Origin of the sequence: Flavobacterium sp. (assembly GCF_044369455.1) — a bacterium.
Classification (GTDB): Bacteria; Bacteroidota; Bacteroidia; order Flavobacteriales; family Flavobacteriaceae; genus Flavobacterium.
The window spans coordinates 1-18,368 of the sequence record NZ_JBIPLW010000022.1 but is presented as its reverse complement, the minus strand read 5'-3'; the positions used below and the strand labels follow the sequence as shown (position 1 = coordinate 18,368).

Here is an 18,368-nt window from a genome sequence, read left to right as displayed (position 1 = left end):
GCGCCTTCTCTTTCAGCAAATTTGTATTTTCTACTCATTTTGGACTTATCTAATATCTGTAAAAATAGAAAAAAAGGAAATTAGAGAGTTCTTATTATTAAAATTTCTTTACGGGCACGAGCAAGATGCTCGCGCTAGCGGGGGGAAACTTGCACTTTGCTCGGGTGTAAATCCGCTATCGGGGGTCCACCAAGTTAATTTTTAAATTAATGTTTTACCCGTCATCAACCTTTTCCAGGAACGGATCCGTTGAAAAATTTCAATTTCCAATTCTTTCCTTTTTTTACCCATACAGAAGTCAACCGATATGGTACACGAATCTGACTACCGTCAGCATTTAATAACGTTAGGTAATTATTATTAAAGGCCCATGCAACTTGGCTAGTTGCAAATATTTCAGCGTTTGTAAAGTCCCAATTGATCGTATATGGCTTATTTATCGCCCCTTTAATTAAATCACTTATTTCCTTACGACCATGCTTTACCTCCGAAGAGTCCGAACCTACTAGCATTATATCTTCAGAGTTGTCAAACATCGTAATTATAGAGTCGGCATCTTTTGCATTAGCGTACGAAGCAAAATCCAATAGATTCTTTTGAATTATTGCCTTTGTGTCTTTTGTAGAGTCGCTTTCTTCTTGTTTTTTTGAACAACTTATTAGTGTCAATAAAAATAGACTAATTATTAGTAGTTTATACATAGTAATTCTTTGTTAACATAATCAAAAATCTTTTTATCTAAATTCAGTCAACCCTAAATTGTCGGCTTGCTCATCTTTGTCAACGTGCACCCAATTGCCACCAACGTTCCCGCGGCTACACGACTGTTGCGAACTTCGTAAACGTTTATTTTCCAACAAAGATAATAATTCTTGCGAAACGTGAGCGTGAAGTTACCACAAAATTCGCAATAGCGTGTAACCTGTTAGCAACAGTTTTATTTAATTAATCTCGGGTCAAAATAAAATTTACTATGATCTATTACTTTTACTCTATTGAAGTCTTTATGTTGGCAATTTAAAATATAGTTGTGTGAAGTATGAATTATACAACTTGGAATTTTAAGTGAAATTTCTTTTCCTTCATTTACCCATTCTTGCCCAATTTGTGACAAAATTGTTGGCGCTGGATAATTTGACCAATTACTGGGCAAATCTGAAATTTTCAATTCTAATATTGAGTCATCTGGAATCTCTAACGTTAAAATATCAAGATCAGGAGTAATCCCCCCGCTGCCGCGCGAATCTTTCGCGTGGCATGTAAATACAAAAAATAGTACATAAAAAGAAAGTAATGCTTTAATGGTATAAATGCTATTAACAGTTTAGAAACCATAAGAAAGATACACAGGGAGTAGAAGTCAACTTTTCCTTTCGTAACTCTCAATGCAGCGTTTATACAAAAAACTATTCCACAAAAACAACTTCTAAAACCACATCCGTAACCTGTTTAAAAGGATAAAAAACACCATTGGTTTCTTGCACAAATTGTGTAAAAACAAGACCAATAGCTTTGCCAGCAGCAACATTTGGTTCTAATGGCCTAAGTGTAATAGGACCAACACTAGCTTTATCCAAATAAACAACATCACTAAGCACAAGCTGGTAAGTAAGACTGTCAAAATCAATCTTCAAAAACCCAGCAACTACCTTCAAATGCGTGCTTCCCTTTGCAAATTTTATCTGCTTTCCATCAAATTCATCCAAATGCAAACCAGTCGCAAAATCAAAACGATACGAGTGTGCCAAAACACCGGCTAAATTTTTTCCTCCGGTCAACACATAATTTTGCAACAAGGCAACGCCAGCAGCAGTAGCCAATCCGTTACCTACATGCCGCTTTCCACGTTCAGAAACAGCATCACAACGCTTAATTGCACTAAACAAACTAGCCAATCTTTGATGCAATTGGCCATCTTTAAATTGGGTTAAAAAAGGAATAATGCTAGCTTTAAAAGCTTTAACAGCAACCATGCTACTGCCAAACTCACGACTGTTTTCTCTAACCCTCACCATAGAATCCTTTGTTTTAATAGCATTGCCATTAAAACCCCCACCACTTTTCCGAGCAATGGGTTTTCCGTTTAAAAAATAAAAATTCAATCCTTCAATCGTACCGTCTAGTTTTATAATTCCAATTTGCTTAGCCATAATAGGGGTTGTTGTAATGAAACAATAATTATATTTGAAAGCTAATGTATAGCTACGTTATAGTATAGTTATAGTAACCTTATAGTAACTACATAACGAATAAAAGAGGTGTTTATTTTGTAGCAACCATTAAATTGTGTCAATAGAAGGAAAAGGTAAAAAGGAAATAGAAGTAAAATAAGTATTACTTTCCGATACAAAAATTAGCAAAAATATTACCCAATAATTCATCATTAGTTACCTCACCTGTTATTTCTCCAAAGTAATACAACGCTTGTTTAATATCAATGGCCATTAAATCTGAAGAGAGATTAGATTGCAAACCAAATTTTACCTTCTGAATTTCATCCAATGCTTTTAAAAGCGAATCATAATGACGCGTATTGGTCACTATGGTTTCATTATTCCGCAATGCTCCAGTATTTACAAACGATAGTAGGGTGTTTTTTAGTTCGTCAATGCCGGTTTTTTCTTTGGCACTTATTAGAATTGGTTTCACGTTTAAAGTTTCAAGTTGTGAAACTATGGCATCTACTTGCTGTTCAGTTAACAAATCGACCTTGTTAATTACAAATAAAATAGGCTTTAAAGGATATTTATTTTTAAGTTTTTCATATTCCGTAACTATTTCGTTTAGTTGAAAAGCCCCTCCTTTGGAGGGGTTGGGGAGGCTGATAACCACCTGCGCTTGCTCAATTTTTTCAAACGTTTTTTTGATACCAAAGCTTTCCACCACGTCTTTCGTTTCCCGAATTCCAGCCGTGTCAATAAATCGAAATCCGATACCGCCAATAACCAATTCGTCTTCAATCGTATCACGAGTGGTTCCTGCTATTTCAGAAACAATGGCTCTTTCTTCATTCAATAAAGCATTCAAAAGTGTCGATTTTCCAACATTGGGTTCGCCAACAATGGCAACAGGAATTCCGTTTTTAATTACATTGCCTACCGCAAAAGAATCGATAAGTCGTTTTAATACAAATTCAATTCGTGTCAATAATTCTTTAAACTGAGTTCGATCGGCAAATTCAACATCTTCTTCGGCAAAGTCTAATTCTAATTCGATAAGCGAAGCAAAATTTAAAAGTTCTGCTCTCAATTTGGCAATTTCATTACTAAAACCGCCACGCATTTGCTGCATCGCAATGTGATGGCTTGCTTCGTTATCAGATGAAATTAAATCAGCGACAGCTTCTGCTTGTGACAAATCGAGCTTTCCGTTTAAAAAAGCACGCAACGTAAATTCACCAGCTTGCGCCATTCGACAACCTTTTCGCAATAATAATTGAATTATTTGTTGTTGAATATAGGTCGAACCGTGACAGGATATCTCCACAACATCTTCGCCAGTATAAGAATGTGGATTTTTAAAAATAGAAAGTAAAACTTGATCATATACTTTTCCGTCATCAACAATATGTCCAAGATGAATCGTATGTGTTTTTTGTTTTGAAACTGCTTTGCCTGAAACGGATTGAAATACCTGCTCAGCTATGGTCAAAGATTCATTGCCCGAAAGTCGAATAATGGCAATAGCTCCAGCACCTGATGGTGAAGCCAACGCCACTATAGTTTCTTGTGAAATCATTTCTAAAGTTTTAACTTCGTTCTCATCGAGGAAAAAATCTCGATGGGCAAAGTTAAGAAAACTAAACAAGTAATATTTTTTTAACTTCAGGTTTGAAATTTTTGTTAAATATTTTTTATTCTAACAATTATCATAAGAAATCTAGCAGTATATCCTTAAATTTGATTGAACACTAAATTTTGTAACGATGAAAAAATTTCTTTTACCAATTGACTTTTCAGAAACTTCAGACAATGCTTTTATTTATGCCTTAGAAATGGCAAAACTATTTAAAGCAAAATTGGTTTTGTTGCACACTTTTGATTTTCCAATTATTGATAGTCAGTCAATGCCTATCAACTATTCAGTTATTTATGAAACTATTGAATTGTCAAATTTTGAACATTTTAAACAGATTATGCCTAAGCTTCACAAAATTGCTGAGGAAAGAAATTTAGATTCCATAGAAATGAGCCACATTTTGATGGATGGAGACTTATTAGTAAGTATTAAAAAAGTTATTGAACAGGAAAATATTGATTTTGTAGTTATGGGTACAAAAGGAGCTACCGGTTGGCTCGATTCTATTATAGGAACTAATACGGGTTCCGTTATTTCTAATGTTACAGTCCCCGTTTTAAGTGTTCCTATAGATGCAACCTATGAAAAAGTTGAGACCATTGCCTTTACTACTCGTTTCAGAAAAAAAGATATTGAAGCTTTGATTAAAGTATTGCTATTTGCCAAAAAAATTCACGCCAAAGTAAAATGTTTGTATGTAAAAACTTCGGATTCAGATGTTTCAGAAGAAACCATAAAAAGATGGAAATCACATTTTGAAGAGGAAGAGAATTTAAAAATCTTTGTTATTCCAAGTGATGATGTGAAAGAAACCATAGAAGATTTTATTACAACACAAGATGTTGATATTCTTTCAATGCTAACCTATAAGAGAAACTTCTTTATGAAATTATTTTCGAATACGACTACTCAAGAATTGTCTTATCATTTGAGAACGCCTATATTGGCATTTCATGAATAAAAAAACCGCAACTTTTTTCAAAGTTACGGTTTCTCAGGATATAGGTTAGTTTACATTTAGTTATTCAACATTACGGGCATGACAAGCATGGTAACGGTTTCGCCTTCGTCTAAGCCATCAATTGGCGTTAAGATTCCGGCACGGTTTGGCATTGACATTTCCAACATAATTTCGTCCGAAGTTAAATTGGTCAACATTTCCGACAAGAAACGTGAGTTGAAGCCAATCTGCATATCATCACCTTGATAATCACAAGTCAAACGTTCTTCTGCTTTATTAGAGTAATCAATATCTTCGGCAGAAATATTCAACTCGGCACCTGCAATTTTTAAACGAATTTGGTGCGTAGTTTTATTTGAGAAAATAGCAACACGACGCACAGAATTCAATAATAAAACTCTGTTAATTATTAACTTATTCGGGTTTTCTTTAGGGATAACCGCTTCATAATTTGGATATTTTCCGTCAATTAATCGGCAGGTTAAAATATAAGTGTCAAAAGAGAAGGTTGCATTCGAGTCATTATATTCAATAGTTACCGCTTCATCAGAACTTCCTAAAATGCTTTTCAAAATATTCAATGGTTTCTTCGGCATAATGAAATCGGCTACTTGTGACGCTTTTACATCAGCACGAGCATATTTCACTAATTTATGAGCATCAGTAGCCACAAATATCAATCCTTCTGGTGAAAATTGAAAAAACACACCACTCATTACTGGTCTTAAATCATCATTTCCGGCTGCAAAAATAGTTTTACTAATAGCTGTGGCTAAAACCTCTGAAGGAACCACTGTTGATGATGGATTATCTAAATTAACCGATTTTGGAAATTCTTCTCCCGGAGCATAAGCAATAGCATATTTACCAGAATTAGAGCTGATTTCAATAGTGCTATTTTCTTCAACGGTAAAGGTTAAGGGTTGCTCAGGAAATGTTTTTAGAATGTCTAATAATAATTTTGCTGGAACAGCAACGCTTCCTTTACTAGTAGAATCAATTTCTAAAGTTGCCGACATCGTAGTTTCTAAATCGGAAGCCGAAACCGTTAAATTTTTATGATCTAACTCAAATAGAAAGTTATCTAAAATAGGCAACGTATTACTGCTGTTGATAACACTACCTAAAACTTGTAGTTGTTTTAATAAGTATGAACTCGATACAATGAATTTCATCGGTAATTTTTTATTTATTTTTAATGGAAAATACAATGCCAAGGCATTTCATTACGTTTATTTTAATTTTTACAAATATATCTTAAACTAAGGGATTTCAAAAAGTTTTTTATTAACACTTATTTGCTGTATTTCCGCTTGCGTAAAATAGTGAACACGAGGCCAAATACCAATAGTATAATAATTGGTACAGCAACAGTTATGACTTGAGATTGCGTGTAATTAGCATAGACTTTTTCTTTGTCTAATAGGGGTAAATCTACTTCTTTGCTTCTAATGTTAATAAGTCCATTGTCGTCTAGTAAATAATTGACACAATTCATTATGAAATCTTTGTTGGCGTATAGAATTCCAGTTCGTTGATCCAATCCCAATTCAACCTCGCTGCCATTTTTGTCCAGTTGATTTTTAAGTACATCACCATCGGAAATTACAATCATTTTGCTGACTTTTCCAGTGTTCTTGAAACTAGCATCTTTAAATGGTAAAACTCTGTTTTCGTAAACAGAATGAAACGTTCCTTCGAGAAGAACAGCTACGGGATAATTTCCAGAGCCAGCAAAATCTTTTGGACCTAACTCTTCAGAAGCCATTCTCAAACTTACTTCTGTCGGAGTTCCAATCAGTTTTGAATATTGAGATGATTGCAGTAAAATAGTTTTTTTAATATCGTTTTTCAACGGCTCAATCGGGCTGGCAAATTGAAATTTGATTCCGTCCAAATTAGTTACAATTGGATTGTGGGCATCTTGCGATGGATAAATCATCGGAGAAAGATACCAAGGCAGTTTAACTTTTTGAGTGGCACTTCCTGGTTCGCCTGTTTCCAATACAATTGGTGTAGCCAATAAATCTTTTATCAAATCGGGATGCAGTCTTATTCCGTATTTAAAGAACATATCATTCAGATTCAAATCTCTTGGAAATGCCAAATTTGTTCCAGTTTCATTATACAAACTGTCTATTTCCATATTTACCTGATCAACCAACCAGATGGTTTTTCCACCATTGACAACATATTGGTCTAAGACTTGCTTTTCTTCGTCCGAGAAGGCTTCCGTAGGTTTGGCAATAATGGCTAAATCATATTTTTTTAAATGCTCTAAAGTCTGAACCGGAGTTTTAGCAACAGAATCTAAAGTAAACGGTGCGATAAAATAATTGTCTCTAACTGATTTGATAAAATCTGCAATATATCGGTCTTCAAGCTCGCCATTACCATTAATTATCACCACTTTTTTTTGTTTGGCTTTCGAAACGGTATTGATGGCATTAGCGAAAGCATATTCTAAATGCTGTACCGAACTCACCACTTTTTCAGCCGTTGAGGCACCCATCATGTTTTTAAGCAAAGGCACTTTTACTGAACGATTGCCGCAAGTGGCAATTGCCCATGGAAAAACGACTTCCTGTGTTTGTTGTCCTTTGTCGTTTACAGTAACATTTACCGGTCTTAATCCACGTTGAATAAAAGATTGCATTATGCTGTCTTTCTCTTCTTCTTTTTCTAACGGATTTATAAATTGGAAAATAATATTAGAATTATTCGATTTAAATTCTTCTAATAATTGTTGTGTTTCCGTTTGTAATTTTTTGAATTCTCCCGGGAAATCGCCTTCCAGAAACACATCAATGTATAGCGGTTCTTTAACATCAGCAACGATATTTAATGAGGTTTGCGAAAGGGTATACCGTTTATCGGCAGTAAGGTCAAAACGCTTAAAAACAAAATGACCAGCTACGTTTAATAGTGCTATAAATCCAATTGTGACAAGGATTTTTTTGAAGTTATTTTGGGTAGCGCTCATTACGATTTTAAGGATTTAAGTTTAAAAACAGTGAACGACAAAAACAAAAAGGCAACACTTATAAAATATAAAATATCTCTAGTGTCTAAAACACCTCTAGACATACTTTTAAAATGATATTCCATTCCAATACGAGAAACGGCATCCTCAAAACCTTTGGCATAGGTTGAAATACCTTCGAACCCGAAGTAAAAGAGAAAACACAAAAACACTGACAGTAAAAATGCCACAATCTGATTTTCAGAAAGTGTTGAGGTAAAAATTCCTATTGAAGTATACGCAGCTACTAAAAAAAGTAAGCCAAAATAGGATCCCATGGTTCTTCCCATATCAATGTTTCCTTCTTCTAATCCCAAACTCGAAATCAGATAAACGTATACCAATGTTGGGATTAATGCAATTACGATTAGTAAAAAAGAACCTAAGAACTTCCCGTTTACAATTTGCCAAAGCGACAACGGTTTTGTCAACAATAGTTCAATGGTTCCTTGCTTTTTTTCATCTGAAAAACTGCGCATGGTCACAGCTGGAATTAGGAAAATGAATATCCAAGGTGCTAAGGTAAAAAACGGACTTAAATCGGCAAAACCACTTTGAAGAATATTGTATTCACCATCAAAAACCCAAAGGAATAAGCCGTTGAGCAACAGAAACAATCCAATAACTAGGTAGCCAATTGGCGAACCAAAGAAGGATTTTATTTCGCGTAACGCAATTGATTTCATTAATTTTTATGTTTAAAAGGTTTAACAGTTTAAAGGTTTAAAATTGTTGATTTTTACTGAATACTAATTACTGTAAACTGACCACTTTGTCCACACTCCAAGCTTCAGGTTTTTCATTGAATAGCTTTTTTGTAAATGTCCAAACATCGTAAAACAATTCAGATCTACGATAGTTTTCCAAATCGTCTTCGGTTTCCCAAAAGCTATATGTAAAAAACACACACGGATTGTATTTGTCCTGATATAATTCTAAGAAGCAATTGCCTTCTGCACCTCGAATTTTTTCTTTCATCACCTCGAAATTCTCCAAAAACGTAGGAATATGTTCTTCGTGAAAACTCATTTTTACTATTCTAATGAACATAATCGTTTCGTCTTTTCTCTATATTCTATTTTCTTTTCTCTAATTCCTAAACTCGATCGTAACCACATCGCGATAACTCAATCCTAATAAACTAGTAGCTGAGCCCACGGTGTCTGGATTACTTCTAAAAATTGCAATTTCTAGAAAACCCGATTCGTTGAATATAGCTAGTTTCTGGCCTTCATAATCTTTTATAGAATATTTTTCAGAAACCACAATATCGGAGTACTTTGGAAAAATCGTTTTTATGGTTTGCCTTTTGAAATTAACTTCATAAGGCCTGCCTTTACTTATTTCCAAAAATATTTTTTTAGAAATATTAGTAACTACATTACCGTAATGATCAATATATATAACATACCCTTTGATTTGATTATCTCCAATAACAGCTTGCAATTCGGTTACTTCTTTAATGGTTTTAATTTCTTTACCGATAACATTAAGTAAGCCACCTTTTGCCAAATGACACGCTACTTTTACAAAGACGTCTATATCATTAGCATCGATAGGTAAGCGATCGTGAATATTAATGGCAACCAATTTCTGTGGAACAATCTTTTGTATCAAGATACTCAGAATTCCATTATCGGCACAAACGAAATACTGGTCGTTCCATTGCATAGCAATATGTTGATTTTCTGTATTTAATTCGATGTCAACACCAATCAAATGGACAGTTCCTTTGGGAAAACTGCTGTATGCTGCACCTATTATATAAGCAGCTTCTGCAGCATTAAATGCGTCAATATTATGAGAAATATCAATAATCGTAGCTTCTCGAAACTCAGATAACAATTTACCTTTTAAAGCACCCACAAAGTGGTCTTTTAATCCGTAATCGGTTGTTAAGGTAATTATTGACATGAATTGTTTATAACTTGATTAAAATCGGTTTCAAAAATAGTAAAAGCTATTCTTTTATTTGACTAAATTTGAATACAAAGCTAACAATATATAACGAATTATTTTAATTTAATACCACCGCTTTTGAACGAACGTATCATTGAATTACACGACATTGCACCCAAAGAATTTTGGGGCGCTCAAGACACGCATCTTGAAACTATTAAAAGGTATTATCCTAAACTCAAAATTGTCGCTCGTGGCACAACTCTAAAGGCTTTTGGTGAAAAAGACGAACTCGATGAGTTCGAAAATCGCTTTAATCGCCTAATGCTGCATTTTACGCGGTATAACAATATTGATGACAATGTGATTGATCGAGTCATACATAGTAATTCTCATGAAGAACAACGTATGCCAGATAGTGATAAAATTTTGGTACATGGAATAGGAGGAAAGCTTATCAAAGCCATGACACCTAATCAACAGAAAATGGTTGATATCATTCAAAAAAATGATATGATGTTTGCTGTTGGTCCAGCTGGTACTGGAAAAACGTATACAGGCGTTGCTCTAGCAGTTAAAGCGCTAAAAGAAAAACAAGTAAAAAGAATAGTCTTAACACGTCCTGCAGTAGAAGCTGGCGAGAATCTTGGTTTCTTGCCCGGTGATATGAAAGAAAAACTCGATCCATACATGCAACCATTATATGATGCATTGCGCGATATGTTGCCACCACAAACTTTAGAAGATTATTTATTAAAAGGCATCATACAAATTGCCCCATTAGCTTTCATGCGAGGAAGAACATTAGATAATGCATTTGTGATTTTGGATGAAGCTCAAAATACTACTCATTCACAAATGAAAATGTTTCTGACACGTATGGGGAAAAATGCTAAGTTTATCATTACAGGTGATCCGGGTCAAGTTGATTTACCACGCAGAACAATTTCTGGATTGAAAGAAGCAATACTAGTTTTAAAAGACGTTGAAGGAATTGGAATTATTTATCTAGATGATAAAGATATTGTACGTCATAGATTGGTAAAAAAAGTGATCGATGCATACAAGAGTATAGAGAACAACGATTATTAAAAAGTTTTCATTTTAATAACAAACCCTGTCAAAATTTTTATTGTCAGGGTTTTTTTTAATTAAGACAGATATCTAGAATGTAATCTCAAATTTCTATTTTTGCACACAATAACAACACGAACAATGAACACAATTACAACTACTAATTTTAATTTTCCAAATCAAAAATCAATTTATCGCGGCAAAGTCCGTGAAGTTTACAATATTGAGGATAAATTATTGGTTATGATTGCTACTGATAGACTGTCTGCATTTGATGTAGTAATGCCAAAAGGAATTCCGTATAAAGGTCAAATATTAAATCAAATAGCAACCAAGTTCATGCACATGACCCAAGATATTGTTCCGAATTGGCTTATTGTAACACCGGATCCGAATGTAGCAATCGGTCATTTATGTGAACCTTTCAAAGTTGAAATGGTTATTCGAGGTTATCTTTCTGGTCATGCTGCTCGTGAATATGCTTTGGGAAAAAGGATTATTTGCGGTGTAGCGATGGAAGAAGGTTTGAAAGAGAATGATAAATTTGGAACGCCAATAATAACCCCAACAACCAAAGCTGAAAATGGTTCTCATGACGAAGATATTTCTCGTGAAGCTATTTTAGCAAAAGGAATTGTCTCAGAAGAAGATTATTTGGTATTAGAAAAATATACCCGTGCTTTATATCAAAGAGGAACAGAAATAGCGGCCAGCCGAGGCTTAATTTTGGTTGACACCAAATATGAATTTGGCAAAACAAAAGATGGAGTTATAGTACTTATTGATGAAATCCATACACCAGATTCTTCGCGTTATTTCTATGCAGAAGGTTATCAAGATAGACAGGACAAGGGAGAAGAACAAAAACAATTGTCAAAAGAATTTGTTAGGCGTTGGTTAATTGAAAACGGTTTTCAAGGAAAAGAAGGACAACAAATTCCAAATATGACCGATGAATATATAGAATCTGTTTCAGAAAGATACATCGAATTGTATGAAAACATTTTAGGAGAAAAATTTGTAAAAGCTGACATTACTAATATTACTGAAAGGATAGAAAAAAGTGTTTGTGATTTTCTGAATCAATAAAATAATAATCTATTAAAAATTAATTAACCATGCATTAGCGTGGTTTTTTTTTCTTTGTATTGGCTTAAATACGACAATGTAATTAAGTTGTTAAATATTTGTTATGATAACTATTTTCTGTAACGAATTTCAATACCAATAGTCTAACGAATTAATCAATTAATTTTTAAATTATATCATCATGAAAAAAACAATCATTATCTTAGGATTAGCACTAGTAGCTTTTACAAATGTTACAGAAGCAAAAACAATTTCAACAATTAGAACTTCAACAGAGGTTTTAGATTATGACAATTCACCACTTTGTAAAGCAATACAAAAAGGAGATTTAGAAGCTGTAAAGAAATTTATAGAGTATGGAGCTGACGTCAACGAAAAGTCAAATGGATTAACTCCATTAATGTCTGCAGCGCGTTATAACAAAGTTGATATTATTAAATATCTACTAGGGAAAGGAGCTGACAAAAAAGTTAAAGACCAAAATGGTAATACTGCTTTAAGATATGCAGAAAATTCAAAATCTCTGGATGCAATAGAGGTTTTGAAACAAGCATAACAACAAAAACAAAAGCACCGTTTATAATCATAAACGGTGCTTTTTTATTTCTCATCATTATCAAAATCAGCTAAATTGTTAAAAATTTGTTAAATTTAAGTACTATGCAAAACAAGATACTGGTTTTTAACCATATATTTGCATAGAATATTAATAGTTATAATAATATAATCAATAAAAACGATTCATCTATAAAAAACAACATTTCAGAACTATTAAATTTCAAAAGAGTTATCACAATAATATTTTTACATCAGAATAATAACAAAACAAAAAATTAATAATAAAAAAAATAATCATCATGAAAACATCAATCATCTTTTTTGGACTAGTTGCTTTAACATTAACAACTTCAAATGCTACGAACACATTTAAATCGCAAGATTTAAATGTACAAGAATTGACAACTATTACTGTTGCAAACAATCAACAAGAAAGTCAATCAGCATTTTTAAACAAAAGTTATTCAAATAGAATTATAGAAATCAATAGGTCTGAGACCGTTATTTTTGACCCAAGTACAGTTGTTAATACAACATACAAAAAATCTATTGAAGATATAATTGCTGAGAATAAATTAATAACTGAAAGTAATGAGGATATTTCTACACCACTTTATATTGAAACCACTACAGAAGATAAAATTGAAGAGCAAAATCAAATTATTGAGAGTACAATTTCAAATGAAGTTTATCCTTTAGATTTTGAAGTAATCAATAGTAAACAAGCTATAAATACTTACGAATTTAGAAGTAAAGATGCCTTGAAATCATAAAGAACTAGAATAAAAAAAAAGTCCCAAAACAATTAAGTTTTGGGACTTTTTTCATTTATAACTAACCTCTTAATTTCCTGAAATATCACCAGAACCAGCAACGTTTGAATCGATAATTTTAGGATTTCCTTTGTATTGAATATTTCCGCTTCCGGCTACTTTAGCAATAAGATTATTGGTGCAATTCACTTCAAGACTTCCCGAACCAGCAACAGCAACGTCAGCATTTTGAGATACTAATTTTGTGCAATTCAAATCACCTGAACCTGCTGTTTTAGCTTCTACATTTTCTGCTGTTCCTGAAAGTTTTAAGTTACCTGACCCTGTTATTTTTGCTACAATATTTTTTGCATTAATTTCTAGAGCGCAATCACCAGAACCTGCCATTTTTGCTTCAAAATCTGTTGCGTTTATAGCATTTTTTGTAATCATATTTCCAGAACCTGCAAACGATATTTCGCTAATATCTTCAAATGGAATTGTAATAGTGATGTCTTGTTTGTAATTATAGCTTCTGTTTTTTTCAAAATAAACCTTTAATTCGCTTCCAATTACTTCAGTAACGATGTGACTTATTATATTTTCATCGCCTTTTATGGTTATTGTTCCTTCATTTCCAGAGACTAATTCAACATTGAATGAACCTCCTGTTGAAATTTTATCATAGGATTCGGTAGTTCTAGTGATTGTAGTTTGAACTCCATTTTCTTTTACTTTTTCTATATCCCAATTTTGAGCACTTGCAATTGAAATGCTAATTAATGCTAGTAATACTGTTAGTTTTCTCATTGTTATTTTGTTAAAAGTTGAACGTTTCCGTAATTTGTTGTGATACTTATTTTAGATTTTCCTTGACTAATATGATATGCTGTGTAAGATTTTAAAGTGTTTTTTTCTGATTTTAAGGTATATTTTAATCCTATATTATCAGTAAATGAGCCATATTTTAGACTTACATTGATGTCAAATGCATAGTCTGATGTGCATGTTATTTTAGAATTGGAATAATTCCCATTGATTGTAATGGCATCGGTTTTATTTGAAGCAGAAAATTGAATATCGCTATAATTTGAATTTGCAATTAATGAGTTTCCGATTTCACCTAATTTTAGGGTTAGATAATTTCCATCAATGGCAATTTTTTGAATTGATTTTGAATTGATTTTGGTGTAATTTGAAGATAAATTCAAACTTCCAACATTTTGAAAACTAAATGTATTGTAATTTCCTTCAATGTTAATTTGATTTACTTTCTGAAAATCAACCTCAGAATACTGACTTTGTATATTAATTTTATCAATAGAGTTTATGCTTGAATTTGGTGCATAGGCAATAATTATATTGTTAGTTTTATTGTTAAATTGCCCTAAAATGACACTTCCATACTTACATTCAATTGCCGAACTTCCATTAAGTTTGTCTACAGAAATGTTGCCATATTTATTGTCCAAATCAATGCTTCCATTTCGTGGAATTTTTACCACATAATTTATTTCATAACTGATGTTATTGCCTTTCCATTCTATAGTTGTAAAAATGGTTTCGGCTGAAACTTTGCTTATTGTTGCAGCAAAATCAACATCAATTGTATTGATTCGTTCGTTAATTTTTTTTTCGTTGTTTCCAGAAACTTTAATATTAACTTGAATCGAAATTTTGTTTTCATCCCATAAATACACATTTATATTCCCATAGGAATTGGTAATTTTTACTTGTGCATCATCGTTAACCAAATAGGTTTTTGAGATGTTTTTTTCTTTATTGTAGGCGTGTTTTTCTTCTGATGCATATCCAAAAATTGGAAGAAATGTAAAGAAATAAAGTAATTTATATATGTTTTTCATCTTCAATATTATTTATTTTATTAATGTCATCAACCTGTTCTAAAACCGATTTAATAAAGGAAATTCGAGTTTGCATATTGGTTATCATAGCATACAATATTTGTTTATTTTCGCCATTTTTTCCTATTTCTTCCTTCAATTTTTGATAATCTTTTTCAAGTACTTCCATTTGAATTAGCGCATCGTTTATTATCTCTTCATTCTGTTTGCTTTGTTTCTTCTTAAGTTGGTCTAATTCAGAACGAATTATGGAAGAAAAATAATCATGTGTTTCCTGGACTTGAGGAGAAAAAGTAACTTCTTGGATTTCTTTTGGTGCATAATTCATATAAAAAAATCCAAATCCTAATAGTAGTGAAGCTGCTATGGACAATGGAAGCCATTTATTTCTCTTCTTTTTAGATTTTTGTTTTCTTAATTTATCAATAAATCTTTTTTCATGACCTTCATTAGGAATTTCAAAATCCCAATCTTCTTGATTTTCAAATAATTCTTTCAATTTATTATTAGTTTTCATGGTGTATTTAATTTTGTTCTCAAACTTTCTTTTGCTCTGCTCATTATCGTTCTACAATTTTCGTAGCTTATATTTAATATTTGTGTAATTTCTTCTAAATCATAACCTTCAATAAAAAATAAGGTCAAAATGATTTTGTAATTTGGTTTCAAACTTTGAATTTTTTTTATGACTGTTTCGACCTTCAGTTCACTGTACGAAGCCAAATCTTCAGTATCCAAATCAATCACAGTTGTGTTTTCAGTCAGTGTTTCAATTTGATACTTTTTCGATTTTTTAAATTCATCTATACTTTTGTTTACTACAATTTTTTTTAACCAAGCACCAAAAGTTACTTTTCCACTATACGAATCTAATTTTGTAAACGCTTTCAAAAAACTTTCCTGCATTATATCTTCTGCCAGTGCATGGTCATTAACAATCCTGAAAGCTACATTAAACATTGATTTATAATACTTATTATAAATTGTTAATTGCGCTTTTTCATTGTTTTCCCTACACTGATTTAAAAGGAAACTGATGTCTAATTCTTGGTTTTTCAATTTACTTGGTTAATAATTTTTTAACAAAGACAGCTGCACTTTTAAAATGTTACAGTTTTTAAAATAGTTTTTTTTTAAATAAAAAAATCCAGTTTAAATTTCTGGATTTCTTTAAATACTAATTGAAAACAAAAAAGGTTGTGACGTTTTATTCAAAATAAGAAAAATTATGATCAGCTTCAATTCTCAGCAAACTTTCATAAATCAATTTAATCACATTTTCTACATCCTCTCTATGAACCATTTCAACTGTAGTATGCATATACCGCAATGGGAGTGAAATTAGTGAGGAAGGCACGCCACCATTACTGTAAGCAAAAGCATCAGTATCAGTTCCAGTTACTCTCGAAGTGGCATGACGTTGAAAAGGAATTTTATTTTTTTCGGCAGTGTCCACTATTAAATCTCTTAAAGTATTGTGAACAGCAGGAGCATAGGCAATAACTGGCCCTTTTCCCATTTGCAAATCACCTTCAATTTTCTTTTCTATCATTGGAGTAGTGGTGTCATGACAAACGTCAGTTACGATAGCAACATTTGGTTTAATTGTTTGCGTGATCATTTCGGCTCCGCGAAGTCCAATTTCTTCTTGAACAGAGTTGATAATGTACAATCCAAAAGGAAGTTTCTTTTTGTTTTCTTTCAACAAACGCGCTACTTCAGCAATCATAAAACCTCCCATTCTGTTATCAATAGCTCTGCAAACAAATTTATTGCCATTTAAAACCATAAACTCATCTGGATATGTTATTACACAACCTACATGAACTCCTAATTTTTCAACTTCCTCTTTGGTTGAACAACCACAATCAATAAAGATATTATGCAACGTGGCCGATTCTTCTTTACCTCGATTTCGAGTATGGATCGCAGGCCAGCCAAAAACGCCCTTTATAATTCCTTTTTTGGTATGAATGTTCACTCTTTTCGAAGGTGCTATTTGATGATCGGAACCACCATTTCTAATAACATAAATTAATCCCTCAGCAGTGATATAATTTACATACCATGAAATTTCGTCTGAATGTCCTTCGATAACTACTTTATATTTAGCATCTGGATTAATAACTCCTACAGCACTTCCATAAGTGTCGGTAATAAAGGTGTCAACATAAGGTTTTAAATAATTGATCCAAATTTTTTGGCCATTAAATTCATAACCTGTTGGTGAAGCATTATTTAAATAGGTTTCTAAAAAAGAAAGAGAAGATTTAGTAAGTATAGATTTAGCTGCCATATTTTTTTTTGCTAAAATATAAATTTGGCATTAGAGTTGTTAGGGATATTCTATATTTTTACACTAATTATTTTACTAGATGAAAAAGCTACTTTATTTTTTTTTATTTCTCTCATTACCATACATTTCTTTAGCCCAAGTTATTAACGATTCTATTCTAAAAAAAGAAATTATTGAAGACGAAAACGATACTATTGTTCCCCTTGAAGAAGTGGTTGTCTATAGACATAAGTGGAACGCAGCGGAAAAAAAGGAATTCCAACTACTTCAAAACAGAGTCTATAAAGTATATCCAATTGCAAAAATTGCCGCTGATCGTTTGACAGTTCTGAATAAGAATATGGATAAGATGAAAACCAACCGAGAAAAAAAGAAATATTTTAAAATTGTAGAAGACTATATGGAGAATGAATTCACAGGACAGTTAAAAAAACTTTCTAGAAAACAAGGACAAATATTAGTCAAACTCATTCATCGTCAAACCGGTTATACCACTTTCGAACTTATTAAAGATTATAAAAGCGGGTGGAAAGCTTTTTGGTCAAACAATACCGCAAAATTGTTTGATATCAATCTCAAAACTAAATTTGTACCTTATGATGTTAACGAAGACTTCTTAATAGAAACCATTCTTGATAGAGCATTCGTTAGGGGAAGATTAGCACCTCAAACTCCAGCGAACCCAGTCGATATCGATCAATTATATGATTTCTGGGAAAAGAAAGCACAAACACTCAAAAAATAATTATCCGCTTCATATTGTAGCACGGCCATTGCTGTCCTCAGGACGTGCAGTCCCGCTATCCGCGCTACATGCCTGCCTACCGGCTAGGCAGGGTAACTAGCTCCTACCTGCTTGCCGGCAGACAGGTCGAGGCTAGAGGACACTATTAGCTAACATCAGGAAGAAGATTTCAGTAAGCATGGAGGTAAAGTTATTGTAAAGCCCGAGTTATCAACATCTTAAAAAAACCTCAAAAAAAGCATTAAATTTATTTGGATTGAGGTCGATTTAGTACTTATATTTGCACCCCGCTTAAGGATAAAAGTTCTG

General features: G+C 32.6%; 21 protein-coding genes. 7 read left to right on the top strand and 14 right to left on the bottom strand.

Annotated features, from left to right (window positions below; translation table 11 throughout):
* Positions 1 to 205, top strand: a 205-nt coding sequence (locus ACIQ2L_RS13260; protein WP_396159607.1) for a hypothetical protein, incomplete at its 5' end; no start/stop codon positions are given.
* 19 nt (positions 206 to 224) lie between these two features.
* On the opposite strand, the gene ACIQ2L_RS13255 is transcribed toward ACIQ2L_RS13260, so the two are convergent.
* From ACIQ2L_RS13255 to mnmE, 4 genes are all read right to left on the bottom strand, one after another.
* The gene (locus tag ACIQ2L_RS13255) at positions 225 to 701 is read right to left on the bottom strand and encodes a YybH family protein (protein WP_396159605.1); all 477 of its coding nucleotides are present in this window, start codon (positions 699 to 701) and stop codon (positions 225 to 227) included.
* 236 nt (positions 702 to 937) lie between these two features.
* On the bottom strand, positions 938 to 1,225 hold the full coding sequence (locus tag ACIQ2L_RS13250) for an RES family NAD+ phosphorylase (RefSeq protein ID WP_396159609.1): 288 nt from the start codon (positions 1,223 to 1,225) through the stop codon (positions 938 to 940).
* 181 nt (positions 1,226 to 1,406) lie between these two features.
* Positions 1,407 to 2,150, bottom strand: coding sequence for a hypothetical protein (locus ACIQ2L_RS13245; protein ID WP_396159603.1), 744 nt, complete (start codon positions 2,148 to 2,150; stop codon positions 1,407 to 1,409).
* Positions 2,151 to 2,334: 184 nt separating this feature from the next.
* The gene (gene mnmE / locus ACIQ2L_RS13240; protein ID WP_396159601.1) at positions 2,335 to 3,738 is read right to left on the bottom strand and encodes a tRNA uridine-5-carboxymethylaminomethyl(34) synthesis GTPase MnmE; all 1,404 of its coding nucleotides are present in this window, start codon (positions 3,736 to 3,738) and stop codon (positions 2,335 to 2,337) included.
* A gap of 187 nt (positions 3,739 to 3,925) precedes the next feature.
* Here mnmE and ACIQ2L_RS13235 point away from each other — a divergent pair, with 187 nt between their 5' ends.
* Positions 3,926 to 4,759: a universal stress protein gene (locus tag ACIQ2L_RS13235; RefSeq protein ID WP_396159598.1), complete on the top strand. Its 834-nt coding sequence runs from the start codon at positions 3,926 to 3,928 to the stop codon at positions 4,757 to 4,759.
* 56 nt (positions 4,760 to 4,815) lie between these two features.
* On the opposite strand, the gene dnaN is transcribed toward ACIQ2L_RS13235, so the two are convergent.
* The 5 genes from dnaN to ACIQ2L_RS13210 all read right to left on the bottom strand — a co-directional run bounded on the left by dnaN (position 4,816) and on the right by ACIQ2L_RS13210 (position 9,695).
* The gene (gene dnaN, locus ACIQ2L_RS13230) at positions 4,816 to 5,934 is read right to left on the bottom strand and encodes a DNA polymerase III subunit beta (protein WP_396159596.1); all 1,119 of its coding nucleotides are present in this window, start codon (positions 5,932 to 5,934) and stop codon (positions 4,816 to 4,818) included.
* Positions 5,935 to 6,053: 119 nt separating this feature from the next.
* Positions 6,054 to 7,742, bottom strand: a complete 1,689-nt coding sequence (gene gldG / locus ACIQ2L_RS13225; protein WP_396159594.1) for a gliding motility-associated ABC transporter substrate-binding protein GldG — start codon at positions 7,740 to 7,742, stop codon at positions 6,054 to 6,056.
* The gene (gene gldF / locus ACIQ2L_RS13220; protein ID WP_396159592.1) at positions 7,742 to 8,467 is read right to left on the bottom strand and encodes a gliding motility-associated ABC transporter permease subunit GldF; all 726 of its coding nucleotides are present in this window, start codon (positions 8,465 to 8,467) and stop codon (positions 7,742 to 7,744) included. Before gldF ends, gldG begins: the two co-directional genes overlap by 1 nt.
* Positions 8,468 to 8,534: 67 nt before the next feature.
* On the bottom strand, positions 8,535 to 8,831 hold the full coding sequence (locus tag ACIQ2L_RS13215; protein ID WP_396159590.1) for a putative quinol monooxygenase: 297 nt from the start codon (positions 8,829 to 8,831) through the stop codon (positions 8,535 to 8,537).
* Positions 8,832 to 8,870: 39 nt separating this feature from the next.
* Positions 8,871 to 9,695: an S-adenosyl-l-methionine hydroxide adenosyltransferase family protein gene (locus ACIQ2L_RS13210; protein ID WP_396159588.1), complete on the bottom strand. Its 825-nt coding sequence runs from the start codon at positions 9,693 to 9,695 to the stop codon at positions 8,871 to 8,873.
* Positions 9,696 to 9,818: 123 nt separating this feature from the next.
* On the opposite strand from ACIQ2L_RS13210, the gene ACIQ2L_RS13205 reads away from it, so the two are divergent.
* The 4 genes from ACIQ2L_RS13205 (at position 9,819) to ACIQ2L_RS13190 (ending at position 13,174) form a co-directional block, all read left to right on the top strand.
* Positions 9,819 to 10,772, top strand: coding sequence for a PhoH family protein (locus ACIQ2L_RS13205; protein ID WP_396159586.1), 954 nt, complete (start codon positions 9,819 to 9,821; stop codon positions 10,770 to 10,772).
* A gap of 123 nt (positions 10,773 to 10,895) precedes the next feature.
* Positions 10,896 to 11,843, top strand: a complete 948-nt coding sequence (locus tag ACIQ2L_RS13200) for a phosphoribosylaminoimidazolesuccinocarboxamide synthase (RefSeq protein WP_396159583.1) — start codon at positions 10,896 to 10,898, stop codon at positions 11,841 to 11,843.
* Between the two features lie 181 nt (positions 11,844 to 12,024).
* A complete protein-coding gene (locus ACIQ2L_RS13195) occupies positions 12,025 to 12,399 on the top strand; it encodes an ankyrin repeat domain-containing protein (RefSeq protein WP_396159581.1) in 375 nt (124 codons plus the stop codon).
* Positions 12,400 to 12,700: 301 nt separating this feature from the next.
* Entirely contained in the window at positions 12,701 to 13,174 is a 474-nt protein-coding gene (locus ACIQ2L_RS13190) for a hypothetical protein (RefSeq protein WP_396159579.1), read from the top strand.
* Positions 13,175 to 13,243: 69 nt separating this feature from the next.
* On the opposite strand, the gene ACIQ2L_RS13185 is transcribed toward ACIQ2L_RS13190, so the two are convergent.
* The 5 genes from ACIQ2L_RS13185 to ACIQ2L_RS13165 all read right to left on the bottom strand — a co-directional run bounded on the left by ACIQ2L_RS13185 (position 13,244) and on the right by ACIQ2L_RS13165 (position 17,314).
* The gene (locus tag ACIQ2L_RS13185; RefSeq protein ID WP_396159577.1) at positions 13,244 to 13,963 is read right to left on the bottom strand and encodes a head GIN domain-containing protein; all 720 of its coding nucleotides are present in this window, start codon (positions 13,961 to 13,963) and stop codon (positions 13,244 to 13,246) included.
* A gap of 2 nt (positions 13,964 to 13,965) precedes the next feature.
* Positions 13,966 to 15,018 carry a hypothetical protein gene (locus ACIQ2L_RS13180; RefSeq protein WP_396159575.1) on the bottom strand — a complete coding sequence of 351 codons (1,053 nt, stop codon included), beginning with the start codon at positions 15,016 to 15,018 and terminating at the stop codon, positions 13,966 to 13,968.
* Positions 15,002 to 15,535 carry an anti-sigma factor gene (locus ACIQ2L_RS13175; RefSeq protein WP_396159573.1) on the bottom strand — a complete coding sequence of 178 codons (534 nt, stop codon included), beginning with the start codon at positions 15,533 to 15,535 and terminating at the stop codon, positions 15,002 to 15,004. The genes ACIQ2L_RS13180 and ACIQ2L_RS13175 overlap by 17 nt, the downstream gene beginning before the upstream one ends.
* Positions 15,532 to 16,077, bottom strand: a complete 546-nt coding sequence (locus ACIQ2L_RS13170; RefSeq protein ID WP_396159571.1) for an RNA polymerase sigma factor — start codon at positions 16,075 to 16,077, stop codon at positions 15,532 to 15,534. The genes ACIQ2L_RS13175 and ACIQ2L_RS13170 overlap by 4 nt, the downstream gene beginning before the upstream one ends.
* 148 nt (positions 16,078 to 16,225) lie before the next feature.
* Complete coding sequence (locus tag ACIQ2L_RS13165; protein ID WP_396159569.1) at positions 16,226 to 17,314, bottom strand: M42 family metallopeptidase; 1,089 nt, start codon at positions 17,312 to 17,314, stop codon at positions 16,226 to 16,228.
* A 79-nt stretch (positions 17,315 to 17,393) separates the two neighbouring features.
* Between ACIQ2L_RS13165 and ACIQ2L_RS13160 the strand changes: the two genes are divergently transcribed.
* Entirely contained in the window at positions 17,394 to 18,059 is a 666-nt protein-coding gene (locus ACIQ2L_RS13160; RefSeq protein WP_396159567.1) for a DUF4294 domain-containing protein, read from the top strand.
* The last annotated feature ends 309 nt before the right edge of the window (positions 18,060 to 18,368 follow it).

Coding starts and splice junctions, on each gene's coding strand:
- ACIQ2L_RS13255 (WP_396159605.1), bottom strand. CDS start 701: ATGTATAAACTACTAATAATTAGTCTATTTTTATTGACACTAATAAGT.
- dnaN (WP_396159596.1), bottom strand. CDS start 5,934: ATGAAATTCATTGTATCGAGTTCATACTTATTAAAACAACTACAAGTT.
- ACIQ2L_RS13200 (WP_396159583.1), top strand. CDS start 10,896: ATGAACACAATTACAACTACTAATTTTAATTTTCCAAATCAAAAATCA.
- ACIQ2L_RS13185 (WP_396159577.1), bottom strand. CDS start 13,963: ATGAGAAAACTAACAGTATTACTAGCATTAATTAGCATTTCAATTGCA.
- ACIQ2L_RS13215 (WP_396159590.1), bottom strand. CDS start 8,831: ATGTTCATTAGAATAGTAAAAATGAGTTTTCACGAAGAACATATTCCT.
- ACIQ2L_RS13235 (WP_396159598.1), top strand. CDS start 3,926: ATGAAAAAATTTCTTTTACCAATTGACTTTTCAGAAACTTCAGACAAT.
- gldF (WP_396159592.1), bottom strand. CDS start 8,467: ATGAAATCAATTGCGTTACGCGAAATAAAATCCTTCTTTGGTTCGCCA.
- ACIQ2L_RS13190 (WP_396159579.1), top strand. CDS start 12,701: ATGAAAACATCAATCATCTTTTTTGGACTAGTTGCTTTAACATTAACA.
- ACIQ2L_RS13165 (WP_396159569.1), bottom strand. CDS start 17,314: ATGGCAGCTAAATCTATACTTACTAAATCTTCTCTTTCTTTTTTAGAA.
- ACIQ2L_RS13210 (WP_396159588.1), bottom strand. CDS start 9,695: ATGTCAATAATTACCTTAACAACCGATTACGGATTAAAAGACCACTTT.
- ACIQ2L_RS13195 (WP_396159581.1), top strand. CDS start 12,025: ATGAAAAAAACAATCATTATCTTAGGATTAGCACTAGTAGCTTTTACA.
- ACIQ2L_RS13175 (WP_396159573.1), bottom strand. CDS start 15,535: ATGAAAACTAATAATAAATTGAAAGAATTATTTGAAAATCAAGAAGAT.
- ACIQ2L_RS13180 (WP_396159575.1), bottom strand. CDS start 15,018: ATGAAAAACATATATAAATTACTTTATTTCTTTACATTTCTTCCAATT.
- ACIQ2L_RS13160 (WP_396159567.1), top strand. CDS start 17,394: ATGAAAAAGCTACTTTATTTTTTTTTATTTCTCTCATTACCATACATT.
- mnmE (WP_396159601.1), bottom strand. CDS start 3,738: ATGATTTCACAAGAAACTATAGTGGCGTTGGCTTCACCATCAGGTGCT.
- ACIQ2L_RS13245 (WP_396159603.1), bottom strand. CDS start 2,150: ATGGCTAAGCAAATTGGAATTATAAAACTAGACGGTACGATTGAAGGA.
- gldG (WP_396159594.1), bottom strand. CDS start 7,742: ATGAGCGCTACCCAAAATAACTTCAAAAAAATCCTTGTCACAATTGGA.